This window comes from Streptomyces sp. NPDC050147 (assembly GCF_040660195.1).
Lineage (GTDB): Bacteria > Actinomycetota > Actinomycetes > Streptomycetales > Streptomycetaceae > Streptomyces.
In genome coordinates this window covers 450612-473275 of sequence record NZ_JBFALJ010000003.1, presented here as the reverse complement: position 1 = coordinate 473275, position 22664 = coordinate 450612, and the positions used below count along the sequence as shown (strand labels likewise).

Here is a 22664-nt window from a genome sequence, read left to right as displayed (position 1 = left end):
CGTAACACTTTCCTTTGGGGTGCGTAAGTTATGAGTTCCGTAGCATCTGGTTCCGGGGACGGCAGCCATCGCCGCGCGACCGTCGGGGTCAAGCAGGCGCTGCGCGAGCTGGACACCCAGCTCACTCTGCTCAACCGGCAGGTCGGCGGCCGCGTCGGCCTCAAGGACGTGGACATGGACTGCCTTGACCTCATCAACGCTCACGGCCCGCTGAGCCCCGGCGCCCTGGCCCGCCGCGCCGGACTCCACGCCGCCACCATGACCGGAGTACTCGACCGGCTCGAACGCGCCGGCTGGATCTCCCGTGAGCGCGACCCGGCGGATCGCCGTGCCTCCCTGGTGCGGGCGCTGCGTGACCGCAACGCCGAGCTGCTCGGACACTTCGCCGGGATGAACGCCTCCGTGGAGCGGATCTGCGCCGACTACCCGGACACCGAACTAGAACGCTTCTCCCAGTTCCTCCACCGTGTCGCCGAGGCCGGGCACAAGGCGGCGCAAGACCTCGACTGACCGGACAGCCTGCGCAGGCTGTGGCTACTCGCGGCCGGGACACGCGGCGAGGGCCGGGCCGCGTTCCCAGCGAAGGACACGCCGACCCGGCCCGTGAGAGCCCCTCCTCGCCCCGCCGCGGCTCCGCCGTCCTGCTCGCGGAGCCCCCGGCCCTTCTTCAGTTCATCGCCTTCCGCACGAGCGCCGCGATCCGCGCCTCACCCTCGGGCGTCAGCTCCTTCAGGGCGTACGAGGTCGGCCACATGGCGCCGTCATCGAGTCCCGCCTTGTCGCTGAAGCCGAACGTGGCGTACCTCGCGCTGAACTTCTGAGCGCTCTGGAAGAAGCAGACGACCTTGCCGTCCTTGGCGTACGAGGGCATCCCGTACCAGAGCTTCGGCGCAAGCTCCGGCACGTTCTCCTTGATCACGGCGTGGATGCGCTCGGCCATGACACGGTCCGCATCCTCCATCTCGGCGATCTTCGCGACCACGGCAGCCTCCTCCTCCGCCGCCTTGTCGGCGCGCGACCCGCGGCGCGCGGAGGCCTTGAGCTCCTGGGCGCGCGCCTTCATCGCGCCGCGCTCCTCATCGGTGAATCCGTCGAACTCGGTGGCGGTCGCGGCAGGGCTCTTGGCGGACTTCTGGGCGTTCGTCATGGCGGTTTCCTTGCGTACGTGGGTCGGTGTGGGAAGTGGCCGTGCCCGGGAGGAGCCGTCACGGCGGCTCCTCCCGACGGGGTGTCAGCCCCACGCACCGGCGATCTGGCGGGTCGTGGCGTTGAGCCGGTTGAACAGGTTGGTGACACCGGTCATGAGGACGAGCGCGGCCAGCTGCTTCTCGTCGAAGTGGGTGGCGGCGGCGTCCCACACCTCGTCGCTCACCGCGTCGGCGCGGTCGGCGAGGCGCGTCGCGGCCTCGGCGAGCTCCAGCGCGGCCCGCTCCGGCTCGGTGAAGTACGGGGCCTCGCGCCAGGCGGCGACCGCGGCGAGCCGCTCGTCGCTGACGCCCGCCTTGCGGGCCGACTTCGCGCCGCCGTCGACACAGGCGCTGCAGCCGTTGATCTGGCTGACCCGCAGGTGCACCAGCTCCAGGGTCTGTGCCTCCACCCCTCCGGAGTGCACGGCCTTGAAGAGCGTCTGGATGGCCGGCATGGCGTCGGACAGGATGACGGCGGGGTTCTGCATACGGGACTGCATCTCGGTGTTCTCCTCTTTGTGCTTCGGCTTCGGTGTCGGCCCCCGTTCCCTCGGGGCGTGACTCCATATCAGCCCGATCCGCTCGCCACGACGATGGCGGTGGGACACCGTGGGACAGCTGAAACATCCTTGAGCAGCGATGACGTGGCCCGGTAGGTTTCTGACGACACGGGACACGGGGGGTATCTGGTGGATGAGCCGCAACGCACGGCGCAGGCGGATCCGCAGAACGAACTGGCGGCGCGGCTACGCCTGATCCAGGAACTGTCCGGACTCGGCGTACGGGCCCTCGCGCGCGACGCGGGCCTCAGTTCCTCGTCGCTCTCCCGCTACCTCAGCGGCCAGACCCTGCCGCCCTGGCCCGCGGTGATCGCGCTCTGCCGTCTCGTCAAGCGCGACCCCCGCCCACTGCGCCCCCTGTGGGAACGCTCCTCCAACCCCCTTCCCGCGCCCCCGAAGTCCAGCCGCCAGGGCAGGCCGAGGCCCCGCAACGACCTGCCGCGCGACGTGCCGGACTTCACCGGACGCGAGGCACAACTCGCCGCCGTGCTCGCCGCGGTGGACAGCCACCGGGTGGTCGCCGTCGACGGCATGGCGGGGGTCGGCAAGACCTGCCTGACGATGCACGCGGCGCACCGCCTCGCCGCCGACTACCCGGACGCCCAGCTCTACGTGGATCTGCACGGCTTCACCGAGGGCCGGGAGCCGCTCGACCCCGACTCGGCGCTGCGCATGCTGCTCGGCGCGCTCGACGTCCCGTCCGAGAAGGTTCCCCGGGAGGGCGTGGAGGAACTGGCCGCCTGCTGGCGCTCAGAACTTGCCGACCGGCGGGTCGTCGTGGTGATCGACAACGCCGCCGACGCCGACCAGGTCCGCCCCCTGCTGCCCGGCGCCGGTCCGTCCGTCGCCCTCATCACCAGCCGGAACCGGCTCATCGGCCTGGACGAGGTGCCGCCGGTCTCCCTCGACGTGCTGAGCCCGCAGGAGAGCGCGGAACTCCTTGCCCGCGCCAGCGGCGACCCGAGCGGTCCCGACGGCCGCCTTGCCCGCGACCCGCTGGCCGCCGCCGAAGTACTGCGGCTGTGCGGCCATCTGCCACTGGCCCTGCGCCTGGCCGCGGCCCGGCTGCGGCACCGGCCCGGCTGGACCGTGGGCGTCCTCGTCGAGCGGATGGCCGAGGGAGCGAGCGAGTTCGACACCGCGTTCGCCATGTCCGTACGGCAGTTGGACCGCTCTCAAGCCCGCCTGTTCCGGTTGCTCGGCCTGCTTCCCGGGGGTTCCTTCGACGAGTACCTGGCGGCGTCCCTGGCGGACGTACCGCTGAGCAGCGCGCGGGCGATGCTGGAGGACCTGGTCGACGCGCACCTCGTGCAGGAGTCGACGCCGGGCCGCTACCGCCTGCACGACCTGGTGCACCAGCACGCGCGCCGGGCCGGAGAGGAGCAGGACTCACCGGCCGAACGGCAGCGGGCCCTCGGCCGTTTCCTCGACTACTACGTGCACGCGGCGGCAGCCGCCGACGCGGCGATGCCGTTCCTGTCGCCCGGCCGGGCGCCCTCCGCGGGCCGGCCGCCGGTCGCGCTGCCGCGGTTCGCGGACAAGAACGCGGCGTTCGCCTGGCTCGTGGCAGAGTACGAGAACCTGGTGGCCGCCTTCGAGACGGCGGCCGCCGTCGGGGCCGACGTGCACGTGTGCGAGCTGCCGCGTTTCCTACGGGCCTACTTCGCGCGGCGCTGCGGCACGACGCACCTCAACGTTCTCTTCGAGCGGTCGCTGGCCGCCGCCGAGCGCCTGGGCGATCCGCTCCAACTGGCCGACGCGCACAGCGACCTGGGTTTCGCACGCTACAACGCGGGCCGGATGGCGGAGGCCGCCGCGTCGTACGAGGCGGCACAACCGCGGTTGTCCCAGGCGGGCAACTTGGGGTCGGAGGCCGAGCTGACCTTGCGGCGCGGCTATCTGAAGTGGGACGAGGGGTATGTCGAGGAGCCGCTCGAACTCTTCAGGCTGGCCGGGAAGTTGTACGAGAAGGCCGACTGCCCGACGGGCCGGGCCGCAGCCGCCGCGTCCGAGGCTTGGGCGATGCTGCAACTGGGGCACCGCGAGGAGGCGGCGCAGCGAGCCCGGGAGGTCCTCGACATCCCCCACTCCGACGCCGCGTCGCCGCCCACGCTGACGGCCCGGATCACCCTCGGCCTGGCCATCGCCGACGAGGAGCCCGACGAGGCGGCGACCCACCTGCACCAGGCGTTGGCACTGGCCCGAGAGGACGGGCACCTCCACAACGAGGCGTGGTGCCTCAACTGCCTGGGTGTCGCGCTCCGGCGCATGGGCCGTCACGAGGAGGCGCTGGCCAGCCACCGGCAGGCGTTCGCGCTGCTCGACGAGCTCTTCGAGGAACACTGGAAGATCCACTTCCTCAACGGCTACGCCGAGACCTGCCGCCTCGCGGGCCTGCCGGAAGAGGCTCTGCGACTACACCGCCATGCTCTCGAACTCGCCCCGCGACTGGGCTACCGCAACGAGGAGGCACTGGCGCACGAAGGCATCGCGACCGTCCTCGATGCGACAGATCCCGCCACGGCGGCAGTACACCGCGCGGCGGGCCAGGCCGTTCTGCGGGAGCTAGGCGCCTGAGGTGAGCCGGACCCGCTTGCGGTGGGCGACCGGAGCCGCCCACCGGAAGACATGGTCAGAACCGCACCGCGTACGAGGCGCGTCGCCGCAGGGACTTGGTCCGCTGGGCCTCGTGGAAGCGGGCGTCCTGTTCCAGGACCTCGGTGGCCTGGCGCACCTTCGCGCCGGCCCGTTCGATCGCTTCGTCGAGCGGCATCACCAGGGGCAGGCCGAAGATCTCGATGATCCGCTCCACACGTTCGCGGACGGTGCCGCCCACCACGTGGTACGGGATCTCCAGCTCCTCCAGGGTCTCGATCAGCAGGTCGTCGGACATCTGCCGGAACTTCTCGGAGACCGGCCGGTGGCCGTCCGCCTTCATCTCGAACTCGACCGGCAGGTGCACATAGGCGTCGTAGATCCGCTTGGCACGTGCCTTGGCGACCGCCCCGTAGGCGTCCATGTACTGGCGGTAGAACCGCTTCACCGGAAGCCCGGCGATGTTCTTCACCGCCCGCAGGAACAGGTTCGCCCCGGGGTTGATGCCGACGCGCATGCGGGCTTCACCGTAGATCCACTCGTGGATCACGGAGCCGTCCGAGATGAACGGCCCCTCGCCCGCCTCATGGTGGATGCGCTCCTCAAGACGGCGTAATCCGAGCATCGTCAGTTCCATCGCGCTGAGTTCCTGGACCTGCTTGCCCGGCACGAGGTCCACGAGGATCTCGCGCGACGTCATCGCGTGCGTGCGGGGGATGCCGGTCGCCATCGACAGCGTCTCGGTCGTGGTGCTCTTGCCGCTGGAGTACGTGCCGGAGATCGCCAGGTGCAGACCGCGCTGCGGGGGCGGGACGGCCGTGGCGTCGGCGAGCGCTGAGGGGGTGCTTGTGTTCCCCATGGTGTGTTCTCTTCCCGTGGTGGGTGGCCCGGCCGGAGCCGGGGTGGGTGATGTGGTCAGCCGCCCAGGCCCAGGCCGCCGCTGACCGGCAGGACCGCTCCGGTGACGAAGCGGCCCGACTCGCCGGCGAGGTAGCGCACGGCGGCGGCGACGTCGGCCGCTTCCCCGACGCGGCCGAGCGGAGTGATGGACAGCAGGTGTTCGCGGCGGCCTTCGGTGATCTCGCGGCTCATGTCCGTGTCGATCAGGCCTGGCGCGACGATGTTGACCGTGATGTTCCGTGGGCCGAGCTCCCAGGCGAGGGAGCGGGCCATGCCGAGCATTCCGGCCTTGGCGGCCGCGTAGTTGACCTGGCCGGGCGCTCCGTACGCGAAGGTCATGGAGGAGATCAGCACGATCCGGCCCCAGCGCGCCCGCACCATGCCGCGCACGGCTCGGCGCACCGCGCGGAAGGCGCCGTGCAGGTTGACGTCGACGACGTCGGTGAAGTCCTGCTCGGCCATGCGCAGGATCAGGGTGTCCCGGGTGATGCCCGCGTTGACGACGAGCACTTCGACCGGCCCGTGCGCGGCCTCCGCTTCCTTGAAGGCGGCGTCGATGCTCCGGGTGTCGGTCATCTCGGCGCGTACGCCGAGGAGTCCGTCGGGCGGTGCGGTGTCCCGGTGGGTGACGGCGACACGGTCGCCGTCGGCCGCCAGGGCGGTGGCCACGGCGAGTCCGATGCCGCGGTTGCCGCCGGTGACCATGACCGAACGTCCCATCAGTGGCTCCTCGGGGCGGTGGCTTCTCGCGCGTTTCGCGCCTGTCGGCTGCGGAGTTCCGCCGTACGTCGGCCGGTGAGCGCCAGGTTCTGGACGGCTGTCGTGACGATCAGGAGGCCGATCTCCCCCAGGCTGGTGAAGGGACCGCAGCCGCCGACGGAGTTCGGGGGGTGCTCGTTCAGCGGGTGTTGGTTCACCGCGATCACCTCGCCGAGCCGGTCGCCGCCGCGCAGTACTGCGACGCGTCGGCGAACAGGTGCTCGACGGCTGCCGCGAGGCGGTCCGCCGTCAGCGCGTTGGGCAGCAGCCGCCGGGCGAAGCGCGGGCTCATCGGCGTTCCGTCGCGCGGTTCCTCCGTCATCAGCGCCGGCAGGAACGCCACCGGCGTGCGTGCCAGTGCGGCATCGCTCTCCGCGAGGAAGCGCGCGGCGCGCTGCCTGTCGGCCTCGGGCAGCCAGTCGAGAAACGGCAGGCTGACCTCGACGACTTCGTCGCCCGCGGGGTCCTCGCCGCCAGCGGGGCCCTCGGGGTCCCGGGAGCCGGTGCCCGCCTGGTCGCGCAGCAGTTGGCGGGGCGCGGCCCGCCATTCCTCGCGCAGCATGGGCACGCGGCACCGGGCCTCGTCCAGCAGGACGAGCAGCGGCCGTTCCCCGTCCAGGTGCTCGCGCACCTGGGCACGCTGCCTCGCGTCCGGCCACAGCCCCGTCGGTGTCCAGTGCCTCGGGCCGGGCCCGCCCGCGTGCTCTTTCCAGAGCAGGCGGGCCGGCCCTTCGAGTACGACGAGCACGTCTCCTAATCGGAGCGTGGGTGTAAAGCGCATGATTCATTTCCCCCGTTGCGTTTCTTGCAGGTGTTGCGTTTCTTGCGCGTGTTGCTTTCCTTGCACCTGTTGTGCTTCAACCGTCATTCACCCTGCCCGCAATTCCAGCGTGCCGGAATACCTGTACGGGCAGGGGAATGTGGTCGTGTGGTTATGCGGCGGCGGCCGGGAGGCGGTGCGCCAGCCAGCAGCGGCCGTCGATCCCCGCGAAGTCGTCGACGGCCAGTTCCGCGGTGCGCCAGCGGGCGTCGCCCATGGAAAGGAGCCGGGAGCTCGCGGTGCGCACGGTCGGCGTGAAGCTGTGCCCCAAGGGGCGCACCGGCGTCCCCGCACTGATGACGAAGCGCCTCATCCAGAGCGTGTCGGTGGCGCCGCGGGAGAGTCCGTCCTGCGCGTAGAGCAGGACCTGGGCCAGCTGGGCCACGCCCACGAGCGCGTCGACCAGGGAGACCGACGGCCCGTAAGCCGCTTCCGCCCCGCACGTGTGCGCGTCCTCGTCCGTGGCGACGACGCGCTGCAGTCCCTGGATCTCCTGCCGGTCGAGGTCGACGCGGACCTGCTCGGCGTACTGGTCGCGCTGTTTGTAGCCCGCGCCGTAGTGACGGGCTCGCGCCGGCCCGAGCGCCTGCTTCTCGTCGTCGTACGTGACCGGGGTGCGCGCGCCGCCGCCCTGTTCGTGCACGAGCGTGCAGCGCACTTTCAGGCTGCCGACGCGGCAGTCGAACGTACTGGCCAGGGTGGTGCGTTCCCCGGCCGGGCCCTCGACGGCGAGCAGCCTGCCGTGCACCGGAAAGTCCGCGAGGTCTTCGTGCGGCGTGCTGCCCGCCCGTACGTCGGCACTGCGCAGCCAGATCCTGCGCCGCTCGGCGGCGCCGAGCCCGAAGGCCCGGGCGAGGTGCGTCTCCGCCAGGTTCGCGGCAAGCACCAGCGCGTCGATGCTGCTCAGATGCGGTCGCAGTTCACCGGCGCCCGGTTTGCGGGACCAGTCGCGCGGATAGGTGAGCGTGCCGCGCGCGGTGACCAGCCCGCCCGGGTCGGCGGAGCCATCGGTGGTGATGTCCTTGAGGCCTTGCGTGACGCGTTTGTATCCGCTTCCGAAAAAGCGGGTGCTGCCCGGCCCCAGGCAGCTTTCCAGAGATCCGTATACTAATTCCTTGTTGCTCATTCCCCGTTTACCTTCCCCCGTGTCCCGAGCCATGTGACCCGGACAGAAAAACACTAACCGGCACATCAAGGGGAAAGCAATTAGTCAAGGAAATCTGTGACGGCCTCCACAGATCGACCCAAAGAGAACCTCAAATGGGGATTCTTTAATTCCAGTTGCACCGCAGAATTTACGGAATTCGGCCGGACGTCACTCGCAGGCGATCACGCGCGGCCAGCGGTCGGCCAGCAGCTCGCCGAGCAGTGCCCGCAGTCGCTCGCGGTCCTGCGCGGGCACCGCGGAGAGAAAGTCCTGCTCCACGGCGTCCACGGCGTGTCCGGCACGCTCGAGCGCCTCGCGGCCGCCGTCGGTGAGACGCAGGATGTAGCGCCTGCGGTCCGACGGGTTGCGCCGCCGCTCCACATGGCCGGCCCGCTCCATCTCGTCGATCAGGGCGACCATGGTCGTCGGGTCGAGGTGGAGGAGTCTGCTCAAATCCTGCTGAGACAGACTCAGATCACTTTCCAGCGCCGCGAGGACGTAGAAATAGCGCAGCCGCATGCCCTGCGCCATGAGGGCCCGCTCCGCGTCCTCCATCAGGATCGATCCGGCCTTGTTCAGCAGATAGCCGGTCCTGCGGACGAGGGGAAAGTCGAGCCCGGCGGGTTGCGCCGAGGTGGGCGTCGCCTCTGTCATCCGGGCCGCTCCCTTTGCTGCTGACATCTCGGTGAAGGGACCGGCCCAGGAGATGGTGTTGCTCGGTGATGCCGAGCATCCCCTGCGCCGATCATCGATGACGTCAAGGGTACTGGCGGTGACACCGGCCTCCAAGGCCGGTGTCACCTGGGGTATCCGCCTCCGGTCGGGGCGGGTAGCCCGGCCGTCGCCGACCGGGTTACCCGTCTCCCCCGGCACGGTGGCTCATCCCTCTCCCCCGACACGTGCGGCTTCGACGACGATCGGCGCTGCGGCGCCCTCTTCCTCCAACCGCCCTTGCGGGCCGACGACATTGACCCCGGCCCGGCCGCTCTCCACGTCCACGGTCTCGCCCCGGGCGCTCTCGTGCAGATCGCGTGTACGGATGAAGGCGAAGCCCACCACAGCGCCGACGGCGGCGACCACCGCGCACACGAACATCACATCCGTCAGCCCGTCCACGAAGGCGGTACGGGCCGCCGCTTCGAGTGCGGGAGCCATCCCCGAGGACGCCCGCCCGGCGGCTTCCGCGCCGCCGCCCGCCGCCACGGCCTCACCGAACTCCTCCGCGGAGGCCCCCAGTTGGCGTCCGGCTTCGGACTGCGTGAAGAGGTCGCTCACCCTGCCCTGGAACGCCGCACCGAAGCCCGCGATGCCGATGGCGACGCCCACTTGCTGGAACGTCTCGTTGATCCCCGAGGCCATGCCCGCCTTGGACGGTTCCACGACGGCGATGGACAGCGAGGCGCGCGGCGGATTGAAGAGACCCATGCCGAGGCCGATCCCGAACATGCTCGGCAGCAGCGCGGTCCAGGAGGTGTCCGGACCGGTGAGCGCGACCAGGAAAAGCCCGGCCGCGATGAGCGCGAGGGAAGTCCCCATCAGCAGCCGCTGCGGCACCCGGGTGGTCAGCGACCCCGAGATCGCGGCCGCGACGAACAGCGTCCCGGTCAGCGGAAGGAACCGCAGGCCCGTCTCCCACGGCGAGTACGCGAGCACGTTCTGCACGTACGACACCAGGAGGAAGATCGCGGACATGGTCGCGGCGGCGCACAGCAGCGTCACCACCGACACCCCGTTGAATGTCCTGTTCCTGAACAACGACAGCTGGAACATGGCCCGCTCGCCAAGGCGGCGCTCCACGACGCCGAACGCCCCGAGCAGCAGCACAGCGGCCGCGAACATGCCGACGATGGGTGCGCTGCCCCAGCCCTCGGCCTCTCCTCGCAGCAGCGCGAGCACGAGCAGTGTCAGCGCGCCGGTGAAGAGCGCCAGGCCCCACCAGTCGACCGCGGGGGCCGACTCCGCGCGGGACTCCCGCATCCGCAGCGCGCTCACCGCCATGGCGAGCAGTCCGACCGGAACGTTCACCAGGAAGATCCAGCGCCAGCTCAGCCCATCGGTGAGCGCGCCCCCGATGAGCGGCCCGAAGGCGATGGACAGGCCGACCACTCCACCGAAGACACCGAACGCCTTGCCTCGGTCCTTGCCCTGGTACTCCTGCCCGATCAGCGCCGGTCCGACGGCGAAAAGGACCGCTCCCCCGAGCCCCTGGACCCCCCGTGCCACGGACAGGACCGCGGCATCGTTCGCGAGGCCGCAGGCGAGCGAGGCCACCAGGAACACGACGAAGCCGATGTTGAAGACGCGCTTGCGCCCCAGGCGGTCCGCCAGCGATCCGGCCGTGAGCAGAACAGCGGCGAGACCGAGGGCGTACGCGTCGAGCACCCACTGCAGCGAGGTGAAACTCGCGTCGAAGGCGTCCCGGATGTCGGGCAGCGCCACATTCACCACGGTCAGGTCGAGCAGCAGCATGAACGTGGCCACACACACCACGGCCAGGGTCCACCCCCGCCCGCCCGCCGAGGTCGTTCGTCCGGACATCATTCCCCCGAGATCTAAATGATCTACTTATCAAATCATCGGCACTACCGACGATTCGAAAAGCTACGAAGGCCTCGCACGCCTGTCAACGGACTGCTCACATCTCCGCCATGATCCGACCGGAAACCGCCGAGCTCGGCCTCCGGGCCGGTGCACCCCGGGCCCCGTGCGGCGTCGTCGACCACGCAGATCTGGACGCCGCACACCCACCAGGGCCTACTGGGTGGGCTCCTGCCCCGGCCGGTACCTCCGTTCGACATGCCCCTTGAGGTCGTCGGGATAGAAGTACACGGGCCGCAGGTTTCCTTGCGCGTAACGTTCGGCCTGGTCGTCGAAGTGCGGCGAGTCGGGATGTCCGCTGACTCCTCCCGCCGTCACCGCCCAGGCGCGCAGCCGTGGTCCGAACTCCACCACCGCCACGAAGCTGTTGCCGCTGGTGCCGTAGTAACGCTTCGTTCCCGGGTAGCGCATCGCTCCGAACGACGCGAGCGAACCCCATCGCGCCGAGGTGAAGGGCACGGGGATGCTCGGCTTGTCGTCGCTGAACTCCTGGACGATCGAGCCGTCGTTGCGCTGATAGCGGTTGATGTGGCCCCACGGCACCTTCCAGCCGCCGAAGTCCCGCGTCAGCCGGTCCACCGCCGATTGGAGCGCCCCGAGGCGCTGCTCATCGGAAGCACGCTCGGCCATGTAGTCCCATACCGACATACCGGCGTCCACCGCCGCCCGGGATGTGAGCGCCCACAGCGCCTCACCCCAGAACACGGCCAACGACGTGGCGGTGGACCTCTCCGCCCAGCGGTAGTTCCAGTCCCGCAGCAGGGCTGTCGGCCCGGACAGCTTCGCCTTCTGGCCATTGGTCGATGGCAGTTGGTCCCACGCGGCGACGAGCCCCGGCACCAAGCGTGCGAAGGCGGTGAGATACGGATCGAAGGCGGCCGCGATCAGCCTCTGCGGCGTGAAGTCGTCGCGTGCGGACAGCACGCGAATCGCCTGCGGCCCGCGCGGGTTCTCTCCGGCCTGGTCGAAGTAGCGCGGGTAGTCGGCCGCGTCGGGGCTGTCCGCGCCGGCGGCGGTCCAGGGCCAGTTGTTGGTGTTGAAGGCCCAGCCGTTCCTCGGGTTCACGGCCTGCGGCATGCTCGCGAGGCCGTGCAGGCCGCGCCAGTCGGTCGCCGGGTCGCTGCCGTCGACGGGCCTGCGGTAGTCGAAGCGGTCATCGCGCACCGGCATGAACTGCGGCATGAGGAAGGCGATGTCGCCGTTGGAGTCCGCGAAGAGTGTGTTGTTCGAGCTGTTGGCTCTGAGGCCCGCGACCCGGAGGTAGCCCGCGTAATCCCGCGTCTTGGTGCGCAGGAAACTCTGCTTGAGCGCGTCGAGGGGCTTGTTCATCAGTGCGCACGCGATCCACTTGCCGTCCGCCTCGCGAACGATCGGCCCGTGGTGTGTGGCGAAGGTGGTGAAGCTGCGCTCGTCCTGTGCGCCGTCCGCGGTGCGACAGGACAGCGTGATCGTCCTTGTCGTCACGGGGCGCAGTTCATCGCCGTAACGGTAGAAGCGGCCACCGTCCTTCCCGGTCACGATCCGCTCGGCGAACTCGTCGACGTTGTCGACGCCGCTCGTCGTGTGCATCCACCCTGTGCGCGCGTTGAAGCCCTGGTAGATGAAGAACTGGCCCCAGGTGGCGGCGCCGTAGACATTGAGGCCGTCGCCGCTGGTGACATGCTGCTCGGCACGGAAGAAGAAGCTGGTGTGGGGGTTGATGAGCAGCAGCGCATGGCCGTCCCGCGTACGACTCGGCGCGATGGCCATGCCGTTCGATCCCGTGGGTTCGCGCAGCAGCAGCCCCCGCTCCTCATCGGTCATCGGCACTTCCCGCTTGCCGTAGAAGGCTTCGAGCTGGGTGAGCGGCACCGATTCGATGTTGCCGCCGATGCTGCCCTCCGAGAAGCTCAACGGCATCCACGGCTCGAACCGCTCGAGCACCTTCGGACGTACTTCGGGGTGTGTCGCGAGGTAGTAGTTCAGCCCGTCCGCCCAGGCCCGCATCAACGTGCGCAGCCAAGCCGGGGTCTTCGCGTACTCCTTCCTGAGCGCTTCGGGGTCGAGGAACAGCCGCTGGCGCAGGTCCTGCCAGATCGCGCTCTCGCCCTCTGCTTCGGCAAGGCGGCCGAGGGCGACCAGATAGTTGCGTTCGATCCGGTTGAAATCGTCCTCGGCCTGGGCGTACATCATCCCGAAGACGGCATCGGCGTCACTCTCGCCCACCACGTGCGGAACGCCCCAGTCGTCGCGGGTGATCGTCACACGCGCCGCATGTCCGCGCCAGCGGGCCGCCTCGGGCGGCGACTGCGCCGGGGCCGCGAACGCGGCGCCGGAGGGCAGACTCGCGACAGCGGCGATCCCGGCCGCTCCGCCCAGGACGCGGCGACGGCTCACCCCGGTGTTCTGCGCGTGGCTCATGAGCTGCTCCACCTTCCGTCGGGAATCAAGAAGTCACCGCGAGACCGGTCCGCATGTATGCGCGGCCGGGCGGTGCCGGTGTTCCCGGGCGAGGGGCGTGGAGCAGCCGAAGCGACTGCCACAGGGGACGCGCCACGTTCCGGTGATCACCACCCGGACAGTCCTATCCATGAGGCGGCGGGCTGACAAGACCTTGGACTCCGGAAAGCGGAAGAACTTGATCCATCGAGCTTCAGGGGGGACAACTTCACTACGGACGCGAGTACTTGGGGGCGACGGTCAGTGCGCACGGTCGCTGCCGAAGGCCGCTCCCCCCCCAGCGGAGCGGTAGACGACCAGGAGCTCAAGAACCCGCGAGGAAAGTGATGCGGACCTTCCGCTCGGGGTTGTCCCTGTTCGTGTCCACAAGACACACCGACTGCCACGTACCCAGTTCGAGGCGGCCCCCCATCACCGGCAACGTCGCGTGCGGCGGCACCAGCGCCGGCAGCACGTGGTCGCGGCCATGGCCGGGGCTGCCGTGGCGGTGCTGCCAGCGGTCGTCGGCCGGGAGCAGGGTGTGCAGCGCGGCCAGCAAGTCGTCGTCACTGCCGGCGCCCGTCTCCAGGATCGCGATGCCGGCGGTGGCGTGCGGAACGAAGACGTTGAGCAGGCCGTCGCGGCCACCCGCCGCCTCGCGCAGGAAGCTCTGGATGTCGTCGGTGAGGTCGAAGACCTTCTCGGCCGAGCCGGTGGTGACGTTCAGGACATGTGTGGTGAAAGCATCGGACATGGATCCATCCTCTCTCACGCCACCCCCGTTCGCTGATACGCGGCGTCCGCCTTTCGAGACGACATTGACCGTACGCTGACGATCTGGCTACGTTCTGCGGCATGTTGCGTTCAGCTCTGCTCACCACGCGCGGTCACATCGACCTGCTGCGGGTGGCTTCTGCTGCGTGTCGTCGCGGCTGCTGACGTTCTCTCAGCCGGCCTCTCCCTCTTCGCACCTCTCTGTCCCGCTGCCTGCGCGCGGTTGATTTCGCCGTCCCGCGTGTAGGCCTTTCGGGCATCCCTCCCTCCTGCCGTGGAGCACCCATGAGCATCAGCCATGCCCCGCCAAATTCCACATCCGACATTTCGGGAATATCCAAGTCCGTCGAGCCCGCCCCACCTGCCACAGGCGGCCTGGACACACAGTCGGCCGGGCCCGCTCTCGTTCCCATCGTCCCCTCATCCACCCGCCGCGCTCACGTCCCCCGCTGGCTGCGCCGCACCTCCGGCCCCCTCGCACTCCTCGCCCTGTGGCAACTCCTCAGCTCCACAGGGGTGTTGACCAAAGACATCCTCGCATCGCCGGGGACCATCGCCGGCGTCGCCCGTGACCTCCTCAGCGACGGTTCGCTGACCTCCGCCATGGGGGTCTCCCTGCAGCGGGTCGCGGCGGGGCTGCTGCTCGGTGTCGTCGTCGGGACCTCGCTCGCGCTCGTGTCGGGGCTCTTCCGCGTCGGCGAGGATCTCGTCGACGCCAGCGTGCAGATGCTGCGCACCGTGCCCTTCGTCGGGCTCATCCCGCTGTTCATCATCTGGTTCGGCATCGGCGAGGCGCCCAAGGTCGCCATCATCACGCTGGGCGTCTCCTTCCCGCTCTACCTGAACGTGTACGCGGGAATCCGCGGGGTCGACTCACAGCTCATCGAGGCGGGTGAGTCCCTGGGGCTCTCGCGGTGGGGGCTCGTGCGGCACGTCATCCTGCCGGGCGGGCTGCCGGGTGCGATGACCGGGCTGCGGTACTCCCTGGGCATCGCCTGGCTCGCTCTCGTCTTCGCCGAGCAGATCAACGCGGACTCCGGGATCGGCTTCCTGATGGTCCAGGCGCGTGACTTCCTGCGGACCGACGTGATCGTCGTCTGCCTGATCGTCTACGCCTTCCTCGGCCTCGTCGCCGACTTCATCGTCCGCACCCTCGAAAGGCTGTTGCTGCAATGGCGACCGACGTTCACCGGCCGGTGACCCCCACGGCCCACACGGACACCACCCACAACACCACCCACACAGACACCGCCCTCACGGCCACCGCTCCCTCCAAGCAGACGGAGCATGCCACTTCGGCCGTACGGGTCGAAGGGCTGACCCGCTCCTTCGACGGGCGTGCCGTCATCGATCAGCTCGACCTCGACGTGAAGCCGGGCGAGTTCGTGGCGCTGCTCGGGCGCAGCGGCTGCGGCAAGTCGACCCTGCTGCGCATCCTCGCCGGCCTTGACCGGGACATCGAGGGGACGGTCCTCGTACCGCGCCGCAGAGCCGTCGCGTTCCAGGCGCCCCGGCTCATGCCCTGGAAGCGCGTGTGGCGCAACGTCCTGCTCGGTCTGAAGGGGAAGCCCGAACGCGGCGTCGCCGAGCGGGCGTTGGAGGAGGTCGGGCTGAAGCACCGTACGAACGCCTGGCCCAAGACACTCTCCGGCGGCGAGGCTCAGCGCGCCTCCCTGGCCCGCGCCCTCGTGCGTGAGCCCGATCTGCTGCTGCTCGACGAGCCGTTCGGCGCACTGGACGCGCTCACCCGCATCAAGGCCCAGCGCCTCGTCGACGAACTGTGGCAGCGGCGCGGATGCGCCGTCCTGCTCGTCACGCACGACGTCGAGGAAGCCGTGCTCCTCGCCGACCGGGTGCTCGTCATGGACGACGGGGTCATCGCGTACGAGACCGAGATCGATCTGGACCGGCCGCGCGGCATCTCCGACCCGCGCTTCGCCGAGCTGCGTGCCGAGCTGCTGCGGCGCCTGGGCGTCGACGCGCCCGCCACCGCGGAATCCGCCGCCGCATGAACCGCTCGCATCCCTCCTCCCCCGTGAACAGCACGAACAGAACGAACAGAACGAACGGACTGAACGGACTCACCATGCGACGACACCTCGCCGCCCCCGCCCTGCTCCTCCCCCTGGCCCTGCTGCTCGCCGCCTGCTCCGGCTCCTCCTCCGCGAGCACATCGTCCGGCGGCGCGGGCGGCGGGACCGACGGCCAGGGACCCCTCACCCTCAACGTCGGGGACCAGAAGGGCGGTTCGGAGGCCGTCCTGCGCGCGGCCGGGGAACTCGACGACCTGAAGTACAAGATCCGCTGGTCCACCTTCACCTCCGGGCCTCCCCTCCTGGAGGCGGTCAACGCCAAAGCCGTGGACATCGGCGCCGTCGGCAACACACCGCCCGTCTTCGCCGCAGGAGCGGACTCGAAGATCTCCGTGGTGGCGGCGAACCACGGCACGGCGTCGGGCGAGGCGATCCTCGTGCCCAACGGCTCGCCCCTGCAGAAGCCCACGGACCTCAAGGGCAAGTCCGTCGCCGTGGCCCAGGGGTCGTCGGCGCACTACCAGCTGATCGCGTCCCTCGAGGCGGCCGGGCTCGGCTTCAAGGACGTCAAGGTCAAGTACCTGCAGCCGGCCGACGCGCTGGCCGCGTTCACCAGCGGGAAGGTGGACGCCTGGGCCGTCTGGGACCCGTACACCTCACAGGTCCTGGAGAGCAAGAAGGGGCGCGTCCTGACGGACGGGGACGGACTGGTGAACGGCCTCTCCTTCCAGGTGGCGGCGCCCGGCGCGCTCAAGGACAAGAAGAAGTCCGCGGCGATCGCCGACTACCTCAAGCGGCTGCGCAAGGCCCAGGACTGGGTCTACGACCACCCGGAGGCGTGGGCGAAGGTCTGGGCGAAGGACACCGGTCTGCCCTACGAGGTCGCGCTCGCGGCCGTCAAGCGCAGCAACGGCACGCGGGTCCCGGTGGCCGTGGACAAGAACGTCATCACCTCCGAGCAGAAGATCGCGGACACCTTCGCCGACCAGAAGCTCATCCCGCGCCGCATCGACTTCGGCGGCTTCGTCGACACCCGATTCAACGGCACCCTGCCGCCCTCCACCAGCAAGCCGCGCACGTACCGCGAGGAGTCCTGACCATGACCGTCCATCTCAACTGGTTCCTGCCCACCGGCGGCGACGGCCGCACCCTCGTGGACCGGCATGCCTACACCGACGGCGGCATCACACGCTCCCGTGTCACCCCGGTCAGTGGCGTGCGGGCCCCCGACATCGACTATCTGATCCAGATAGCCAAGGCGGCCGAGCAGCTGGGCTTCGAAGCGGTGCTGACGCCGACCGGCACCTGGTGCGAGGACGCATGGCTGACGACGGTCGCGCTGGCCCAGCACACCGAGCGGCTCAAGTTCCTGGTGGCGTTCAGGCCCGGTGTCATCTCCCCTGTGCTCGCCGCGCAGATGGCGGCCACGTATCAGCGCATCACGCGCGGGCGGCTGCTCCTGAACGTCGTCACGGGCGGCGACTCGACCGAGCAGCGGCGCTTCGGTGACCATCTCGACCACGATCGCCGTTATGCCCGTACGGACGAGTTCCTCTCCGTCGTGCGAGGGGTGTGGGGCGGTCGGCCCTTCGACTTCGCCGGGGAGCACTACCAAGTGGAGGGCGGTCTCACCGCGCTGCCTCCGGACCCGCTGCCGGAGGTCTTCTTCGGTGGTTCGTCGGCGGCGGCCGGGCCGGTCGCGGCGCACCACACTGACGTGTATCTGACGTGGGGTGAGCCGCCGGAGCAGGTGAAGCAGAAGATCGACTGGATTCGTGGGCTCGCCGAGGAACAGGGACGCACGGTCCGGTTCGGGATCCGGCTGCACACCATCTCGCGTGATTCCGCCGCCGAGGCGTGGGCCACCGCGAACCGGCTGCTCGACGACCTCGACCCGGACACCATCGCCGCCGCCCAGCAGGCGCTCGGCCGCAGCGAGTCCGTCGGCCAGCAGCGGATGCTCGCGCTGCACGGCGGCTCCCGCGACGACCTGGAGATCTCGCCGAATCTCTGGGCGGGCGTCGGTCTCGTACGGGGCGGCGCGGGCACCGCGCTCGTCGGGAGTCACGCGGACGTCGCCGACCGGATCGAGGAGTATCACGCGCTGGGCGTCGAGCACTTCGTGTTTTCGGGCTATCCGCATCTGGAGGAGGCGTACTGGTTCGGCGAGGGCGTGATCCCGGATCTGGCGGCGCGCGGGCTACTGCCCCGGATTCCGGCGTCGCCGTTGGCGGGGGTGCCCGCGGCGAACGGCCGCCCGGCCTCCGCTCCGGGCGGCGCCCCACTCCTGGTGGCGGGCGGGCGCTGACCCGGCGCCTGCGCGGGAAGATCCCGGGCCCCGAGGGAGTTAGTAGAAACGTGAACGACATCGGGGCACGGGACGCGGCCGCACACGAAGCGGCACAAACGGCGCAAGAGGTGGACGCCGTCGTCATCGGCGCCGGGCAGGCGGGCCTGTCCAGCGCCTATCACCTGCGCAGGGCCGGTTTCGAACCGGACAAGGACTTCGTCGTCCTGGACCACTCACCGCGGCCGGGCGGCGCGTGGCAGTTCCGCTGGCCCTCGCTCACGTACGGGAAAGTGCACGGCATGCACGCGCTGCCCGGCATGGAACTGACGGGCGCCGATCCCGCGCGGCCCTCGTCCGAGGTCATCCAGGAGTACTTCGAGGAGTACGAGCGGCGCTTCGGCCTGCGGGTGCACCGTCCTGTCGACGTACACCGGGTGCGCGAGGGCGAGGGCGGGCGGCTGCTGGTCGAGACGTCCGCCGGGGTCTGGGCGACGCGCACACTGATCAACGCCACGGGTACGTGGGACCGGCCGTTCTGGCCGCGCTATCCGGGACAGGACACCTTCCGCGGGCGGCAGTTGCACACGGCGGTCTATCCGGGGCCCGAGGCGTTCAAGGGGCAGCGGGTGATCGTCGTGGGCGGCGGAGCCTCGGGGACCCAGCATCTGATGGAGATCGCTCCGTACGCCGCGCAGACCACCTGGGTCACCCGGCGGCCGCCCGTCTTCCGCGAAGGGCCCTTCGACGAGAACTGGGGGCGCTCGGCCGTCGCCATGGTCGAGGACCGGGTGCGGCGAGGGCTCGCGCCGCAGAGCGTGGTGTCCGTGACCGGGCTGCCCGTCAACGACGCCATCCGGCAGGCCAGGGCCGACGGAGTGCTCGACCGGCTCCCGATGTTCGACCGCATCACGCCGAGCGGCGTCGAGTGGGACGACGGACGGCACGTGGACGCCGACATCATTCTCTGGGCCACCGGATTCCGGGCGGCCATCGAACACTTGGCACCGCTGAAGCTGCGCGAGCCGGGCGGCGGCATCCGCGTCGAGGGGACCCGCGCCGCCGCCGACCCCCGCATCCACCTGGTGGGCTACGGCCCCTCGGCCAGCACGATCGGCGCGAACCGTGCGGGACGCGCGGCGGTGCGGGACATCAAGCGACTCCTTGAGGACGTGCCGGTCACGGTGTGACAGCGGCGTCCTTGTCCTCGCCCTTGTCCTCGCCCTTGTCTTCGCCCTGGTTCTTGCTCTTGTTCTTGCTCTGGTTCTTGTTGAACTCCGCCACGTTCTTCTGCTGCTCCTCGAAGCTCGCGGTGAAGCGGGTGTCCCCCGGCTTCACCGTCACGAAGTACAGCCAGTTGCCCGGCGTCGGATTCGTCGCCGCGCGCATCGCCTCCTCGCCCGGGTTACTGATCGGGGTGGGAGGCAGGCCCATGCGCGTGTAGGTGTTGTAGGGGCTGTTGATCTGCGTGTCGCTGTCGCGGGTGCTCAGCGTGGAGCGCTTCAGGGCGTAGTTGATCGTCGAGTCCATCTGCAGCGGCATGCCCTGTTCGAGGCGGTTGTGGATGACCCGGGCCACCTTGCCCATGTCCGCCTTGGATCCTGCCTCTGCCTCGATCATGCTGGCGATGGTGACGGTCTGGTAGAGGTTCAGGGTGTTGCGGTCGGCGCCTGCCGTGACCTGGTTGCCGCCGAACTTCTTCGTGGCCGTGTTCACCATGTACGAGAGCACGGACGCGGGGGTCGACTGCTTGTCGATGGGATACGTCGCCGGGAAGAGGTAACCCTCCGGGTTGCCGCGTGCGGCGCCGGGAAGCTTGAGTTTCGCCTGGGGAAGGGCCTTCTTCGTGGTGCCCGCCGGCACGCCGAGGGCCTTGTCGACGGCCCCGTACACCTGGCTCGTGCGCCAGCCTTCCGGGATGGTCAGCGACTCGGGACGTGCTTCTTCGTCCGGGAGCAGCAGCGGCACCGCCACGGCGGTGACCGCCGCGACGGCTCCGGTCGCGATCAGGGCGATCCGGCCCCGACGCGTCAGTCGAATCGTGCCCCGGCGCGGAGTCTTGGTCTGCAGCATGCGGGCACATTATCGTGCAAAAGCAGACATTCCGAGCATATTTTCATGTTGCTGGCTCCAGTTGGGCGTCCCTTCGGATCAGCGCGGCGTAACGGCCGTCCCTCTCCAGAAGCTCCTCGTGCGTGCCGCGCTCGGCGGTCCGGCCCGCGTCCAGGACCACGATCTGGTCGGCGCCGCGGACCGTGGAGAGCCGGTGGGCGATGGTGAGCGTCGTCCGGTCGGCGGACAGGGCGTCGATGGCTTCCTGGACGGCGCGCTCCGTGTGCGTGTCCAGGGCGCTGGTCGCCTCGTCCAGGATGAGCACGGGCGGATCACGCAGGATCGTACGGGCGATGGCGAGGCGCTGCTTCTCGCCGCCGGAGAAGCGGTGGCCGCGCTCGCCGACCACGGTGTCGTAACCGTCGGGCAGGGAGGCGATGTGGTCGTGGATCTGGGCGGCCTCGGCGGCGGCGATCAGCTCCTCGTCCGTGGCGTCGGGCTTGGCGAAGCGCAGGTTCTCGGCGACCGAGGCATGGAAGAGATACGTCTCCTGGGAGACCACGCCGACCGCGCGGGCCAGCGTGTCGAAGTCCAGGTCGCGCACGTCGACGCCGTCGATCGTGACGCGACCGCCCGTCACGTCGTACAGCCGCGGCACCAGATAGCTGAGGGTCGACTTTCCCGATCCGGTGGGACCCACGACGGCCAGGCTGCCGCCGGCGGGAACGGTGATGTCGATGCCGTCGAGGATCGGGCGGCTCTGGCCGTCGTCCCCGTCGTAACGGAACTCGACGTCCTCGAAGCGGACTTCGCCCTTGATCTTGTCCAGGCGCACCGGGCGCTCAGGCTCGGTGATGTCGATGGGCAGGTCCAGATACTCGAAGATGCGCTGGAAGAGCGCGAGCGAGGTCTGGATCTGTACGCCGGTGGAGAGCAGGCTCACGGTGGGCCGGAACAGGCCCTGCTGAAGGGAAACGAAAGCGACGAGCGTGCCGATCGAGACCGTCGGGCCGCCCATCTGGAAGGCGAGGCCCGCGGTCCAGTAGATGACGGCGGGCATGGCGGCCATGACGATCGAGATGACGGCCATGCGCCAGCGCCCCGCCATGTTCGAGCGGACCTCGAGGTCGACAAGGCGGTCGGACTCGTCGGCGAAGGACTGGGTGAGCGAGTCGGCGCGGCCCATCGTGCGGCCGAGCAGGATGCCGCTGACGGAGAGCGACTCGGTGACCGTCGCCGCCATCGCGGCCATCTGCTTCTGCCGCTGCGTGGCAATCTTCTTGCGCTCGCGGCCCACCCGGCGGCTGATCCACACGAAGACCGGCAGCAGGAGCAGTGACACAACCGTCAGACGCCAGTCCAGGGCGAGCATCGCGACGATGGTGGCGATCACACTGGTGAAGTTCGAGACCAGGGAGGTGGCGGTGGAGGTGACCGTCGCCTGCATGCCGCCGATGTCGCTGGCGATGCGGGACTGGACCTCTCCGGTGCGGGTCCTGGTGAAGAAGGCGAGCGACATGCTCTGCAACCGGCCGTAGACGGCGGTGCGCAGGTCGTGCATGACGCGCTGGCCGACCGTCGTACTGATCAGGGTCTGCAGGACGCCGAAGACGCTGGCGACGACGGCGCTGAGGATCATCCCGAGGGCGAGCAGGCTCAGCAGGCCGGTCCGTCCCTGCGGGATCGCGGTGTCGAGGATCTCCTTGAGCAGGAAGGGGGTGGCGACCGAGACCAGGGAGGCGGCGCCGACCAGCAGGCCGACGATCGCGAGGCGGGCGCGATAGGGGCGGAAGAGGCCCAGGATGCGGCGGATCTGCCGCGGCTGTTCCTCCTGGCCGGGGGCCAAGGGCTGCGGTGTCCACTTGGGTTCGTCGTGAGGCATGGGCTCCTACGGCAGGTGAGACGGCAGCCGGCGACACGGGCCGGCGGGGCAGTCGGCGCACGGGCCGATGGAGGTCGGCCGGTACATGACCGACGGTGACTGAGGGATCATAGCTCACTGTTACCTATACTCACAATGCACAAGGTCCTGATATTGTTCCCGCATGAACACCCCGGACGCCGACGGACTGCTCGCCGAACAGCTGCTGCGACTGACCCGCAGGCTGCACCGCATCCAGAAGCGCCATCTGGTGCCGATCGGCATCACCCCGGCCCAGTCGCGCCTGCTGCGCACCCTCGTGCAGTACGACGCTCCGCCGCGCATGGCCGACCTCGCCCAGCACCTAGAAGTGGTCCCACGTGCCGTGACGAGCCTGGTCGACGGCCTGGAAGCCAGTGATCTGGTGCGGCGCGTCCCCGATCCCACCAACCGCCGCGTGATCCGCATCGAGCTCACGAACGCCGGACGCAAGGCTCTGGGGGAACTGCGCGGCGCGCGACTGGCCGCCGCGGAGGACATCCTGGCTCCACTGGACGCCGAGCAGCGCGAGCAGCTCGGCGGCCTGCTGAACGCGCTGTTCGACGTGTCGGACGTCCGTCGCTGCTGACACCACCGGACGCCTGTCACCGCCGGACGCCTGCCACCGCCTGAC

Annotated in this window: 22 protein-coding genes; 9 read left to right on the top strand and 13 right to left on the bottom strand. The window is 69.7% G+C overall.

Annotated elements, in window-relative coordinates; translation table 11 throughout:
* The first annotated feature begins 30 nt into the window (after positions 1–30).
* Complete coding sequence (locus tag AB0I94_RS08555; RefSeq protein ID WP_363308680.1) at positions 31–510, top strand: MarR family transcriptional regulator; 480 nt, start codon at positions 31–33, stop codon at positions 508–510.
* Between the two features lie 157 nt (positions 511–667).
* On the opposite strand, the gene AB0I94_RS08550 is transcribed toward AB0I94_RS08555, so the two are convergent.
* A complete protein-coding gene (locus AB0I94_RS08550) occupies positions 668–1147 on the bottom strand; it encodes a DUF1801 domain-containing protein (protein ID WP_363308679.1) in 480 nt (159 codons plus the stop codon).
* A gap of 84 nt (positions 1148–1231) precedes the next feature.
* A complete protein-coding gene (locus AB0I94_RS08545; RefSeq protein WP_363308678.1) occupies positions 1232–1687 on the bottom strand; it encodes a carboxymuconolactone decarboxylase family protein in 456 nt (151 codons plus the stop codon).
* Positions 1688–1876: 189 nt separating this feature from the next.
* Between AB0I94_RS08545 and AB0I94_RS08540 the strand changes: the two genes are divergently transcribed.
* Positions 1877–4324, top strand: a complete 2448-nt coding sequence (locus tag AB0I94_RS08540) for a tetratricopeptide repeat protein (protein WP_363308677.1) — start codon at positions 1877–1879, stop codon at positions 4322–4324.
* Between the two features lie 55 nt (positions 4325–4379).
* Here AB0I94_RS08540 and AB0I94_RS08535 read toward each other — a convergent pair whose 3' ends face one another.
* The 9 genes from AB0I94_RS08535 to AB0I94_RS08495 form a co-directional block, all read right to left on the bottom strand.
* Positions 4380–5201, bottom strand: a complete 822-nt coding sequence (locus AB0I94_RS08535; protein WP_363308676.1) for an AAA family ATPase — start codon at positions 5199–5201, stop codon at positions 4380–4382.
* A gap of 56 nt (positions 5202–5257) precedes the next feature.
* A complete protein-coding gene (gene fabG / locus AB0I94_RS08530; protein WP_363308675.1) occupies positions 5258–5962 on the bottom strand; it encodes a 3-oxoacyl-ACP reductase FabG in 705 nt (234 codons plus the stop codon).
* The gene (locus AB0I94_RS08525) at positions 5962–6159 is read right to left on the bottom strand and encodes a hypothetical protein (RefSeq protein ID WP_363308674.1); all 198 of its coding nucleotides are present in this window, start codon (positions 6157–6159) and stop codon (positions 5962–5964) included. The genes fabG and AB0I94_RS08525 overlap by 1 nt, the downstream gene beginning before the upstream one ends.
* Positions 6160–6164: 5 nt before the next feature.
* Positions 6165–6749, bottom strand: a complete 585-nt coding sequence (locus AB0I94_RS08520; RefSeq protein ID WP_363308673.1) for a hypothetical protein — start codon at positions 6747–6749, stop codon at positions 6165–6167.
* Between the two features lie 184 nt (positions 6750–6933).
* Complete coding sequence (locus AB0I94_RS08515; RefSeq protein ID WP_363308672.1) at positions 6934–7947, bottom strand: AvrD family protein; 1014 nt, start codon at positions 7945–7947, stop codon at positions 6934–6936.
* Between the two features lie 189 nt (positions 7948–8136).
* Complete coding sequence (locus AB0I94_RS08510; RefSeq protein WP_363308671.1) at positions 8137–8622, bottom strand: MarR family winged helix-turn-helix transcriptional regulator; 486 nt, start codon at positions 8620–8622, stop codon at positions 8137–8139.
* Positions 8623–8847: 225 nt separating this feature from the next.
* Positions 8848–10506, bottom strand: coding sequence for an MFS transporter (locus AB0I94_RS08505; RefSeq protein ID WP_363308670.1), 1659 nt, complete (start codon positions 10504–10506; stop codon positions 8848–8850).
* A gap of 216 nt (positions 10507–10722) precedes the next feature.
* Positions 10723–12966: a penicillin acylase family protein gene (locus AB0I94_RS08500; protein ID WP_363308669.1), complete on the bottom strand. Its 2244-nt coding sequence runs from the start codon at positions 12964–12966 to the stop codon at positions 10723–10725.
* 343 nt (positions 12967–13309) lie between these two features.
* Positions 13310–13738 carry a secondary thiamine-phosphate synthase enzyme YjbQ gene (locus AB0I94_RS08495; protein WP_363308668.1) on the bottom strand — a complete coding sequence of 143 codons (429 nt, stop codon included), beginning with the start codon at positions 13736–13738 and terminating at the stop codon, positions 13310–13312.
* 101 nt (positions 13739–13839) lie between these two features.
* Here AB0I94_RS08495 and AB0I94_RS08490 point away from each other — a divergent pair, with 101 nt between their 5' ends.
* The 6 genes from AB0I94_RS08490 (at position 13840) to AB0I94_RS08465 (ending at position 19268) form a co-directional block, all read left to right on the top strand.
* Complete coding sequence (locus AB0I94_RS08490; protein WP_349817350.1) at positions 13840–13923, top strand: putative leader peptide; 84 nt, start codon at positions 13840–13842, stop codon at positions 13921–13923.
* 120 nt (positions 13924–14043) lie between these two features.
* On the top strand, positions 14044–14958 hold the full coding sequence (locus AB0I94_RS08485) for an ABC transporter permease (RefSeq protein WP_363308667.1): 915 nt from the start codon (positions 14044–14046) through the stop codon (positions 14956–14958).
* Entirely contained in the window at positions 14931–15770 is an 840-nt protein-coding gene (locus AB0I94_RS08480; protein ID WP_363308666.1) for an ABC transporter ATP-binding protein, read from the top strand. Before AB0I94_RS08485 ends, AB0I94_RS08480 begins: the two co-directional genes overlap by 28 nt.
* 74 nt (positions 15771–15844) lie before the next feature.
* Positions 15845–16888: an ABC transporter substrate-binding protein gene (locus AB0I94_RS08475; RefSeq protein ID WP_363308665.1), complete on the top strand. Its 1044-nt coding sequence runs from the start codon at positions 15845–15847 to the stop codon at positions 16886–16888.
* A gap of 2 nt (positions 16889–16890) precedes the next feature.
* Positions 16891–18099: an LLM class flavin-dependent oxidoreductase gene (locus AB0I94_RS08470; RefSeq protein ID WP_363308664.1), complete on the top strand. Its 1209-nt coding sequence runs from the start codon at positions 16891–16893 to the stop codon at positions 18097–18099.
* Positions 18100–18149: 50 nt separating this feature from the next.
* Positions 18150–19268, top strand: coding sequence for an NAD(P)-binding domain-containing protein (locus AB0I94_RS08465; protein ID WP_363308663.1), 1119 nt, complete (start codon positions 18150–18152; stop codon positions 19266–19268).
* Here the strand turns inward: AB0I94_RS08465 and mltG are convergent.
* Both mltG and AB0I94_RS08455 read right to left on the bottom strand, forming a co-directional pair.
* The gene (gene mltG / locus AB0I94_RS08460) at positions 19258–20148 is read right to left on the bottom strand and encodes an endolytic transglycosylase MltG (protein ID WP_363308731.1); all 891 of its coding nucleotides are present in this window, start codon (positions 20146–20148) and stop codon (positions 19258–19260) included. The genes AB0I94_RS08465 and mltG overlap by 11 nt on opposite strands.
* A gap of 46 nt (positions 20149–20194) precedes the next feature.
* A complete protein-coding gene (locus tag AB0I94_RS08455) occupies positions 20195–22012 on the bottom strand; it encodes an ABC transporter ATP-binding protein (RefSeq protein ID WP_363308662.1) in 1818 nt (605 codons plus the stop codon).
* 163 nt (positions 22013–22175) lie between these two features.
* On the opposite strand from AB0I94_RS08455, the gene AB0I94_RS08450 reads away from it, so the two are divergent.
* Positions 22176–22619 (top strand): MarR family transcriptional regulator, encoded by a 444-nt coding sequence (locus AB0I94_RS08450; RefSeq protein ID WP_363308661.1) that lies wholly within the window; start codon positions 22176–22178, stop codon positions 22617–22619.
* The last annotated feature ends 45 nt before the right edge of the window (positions 22620–22664 follow it).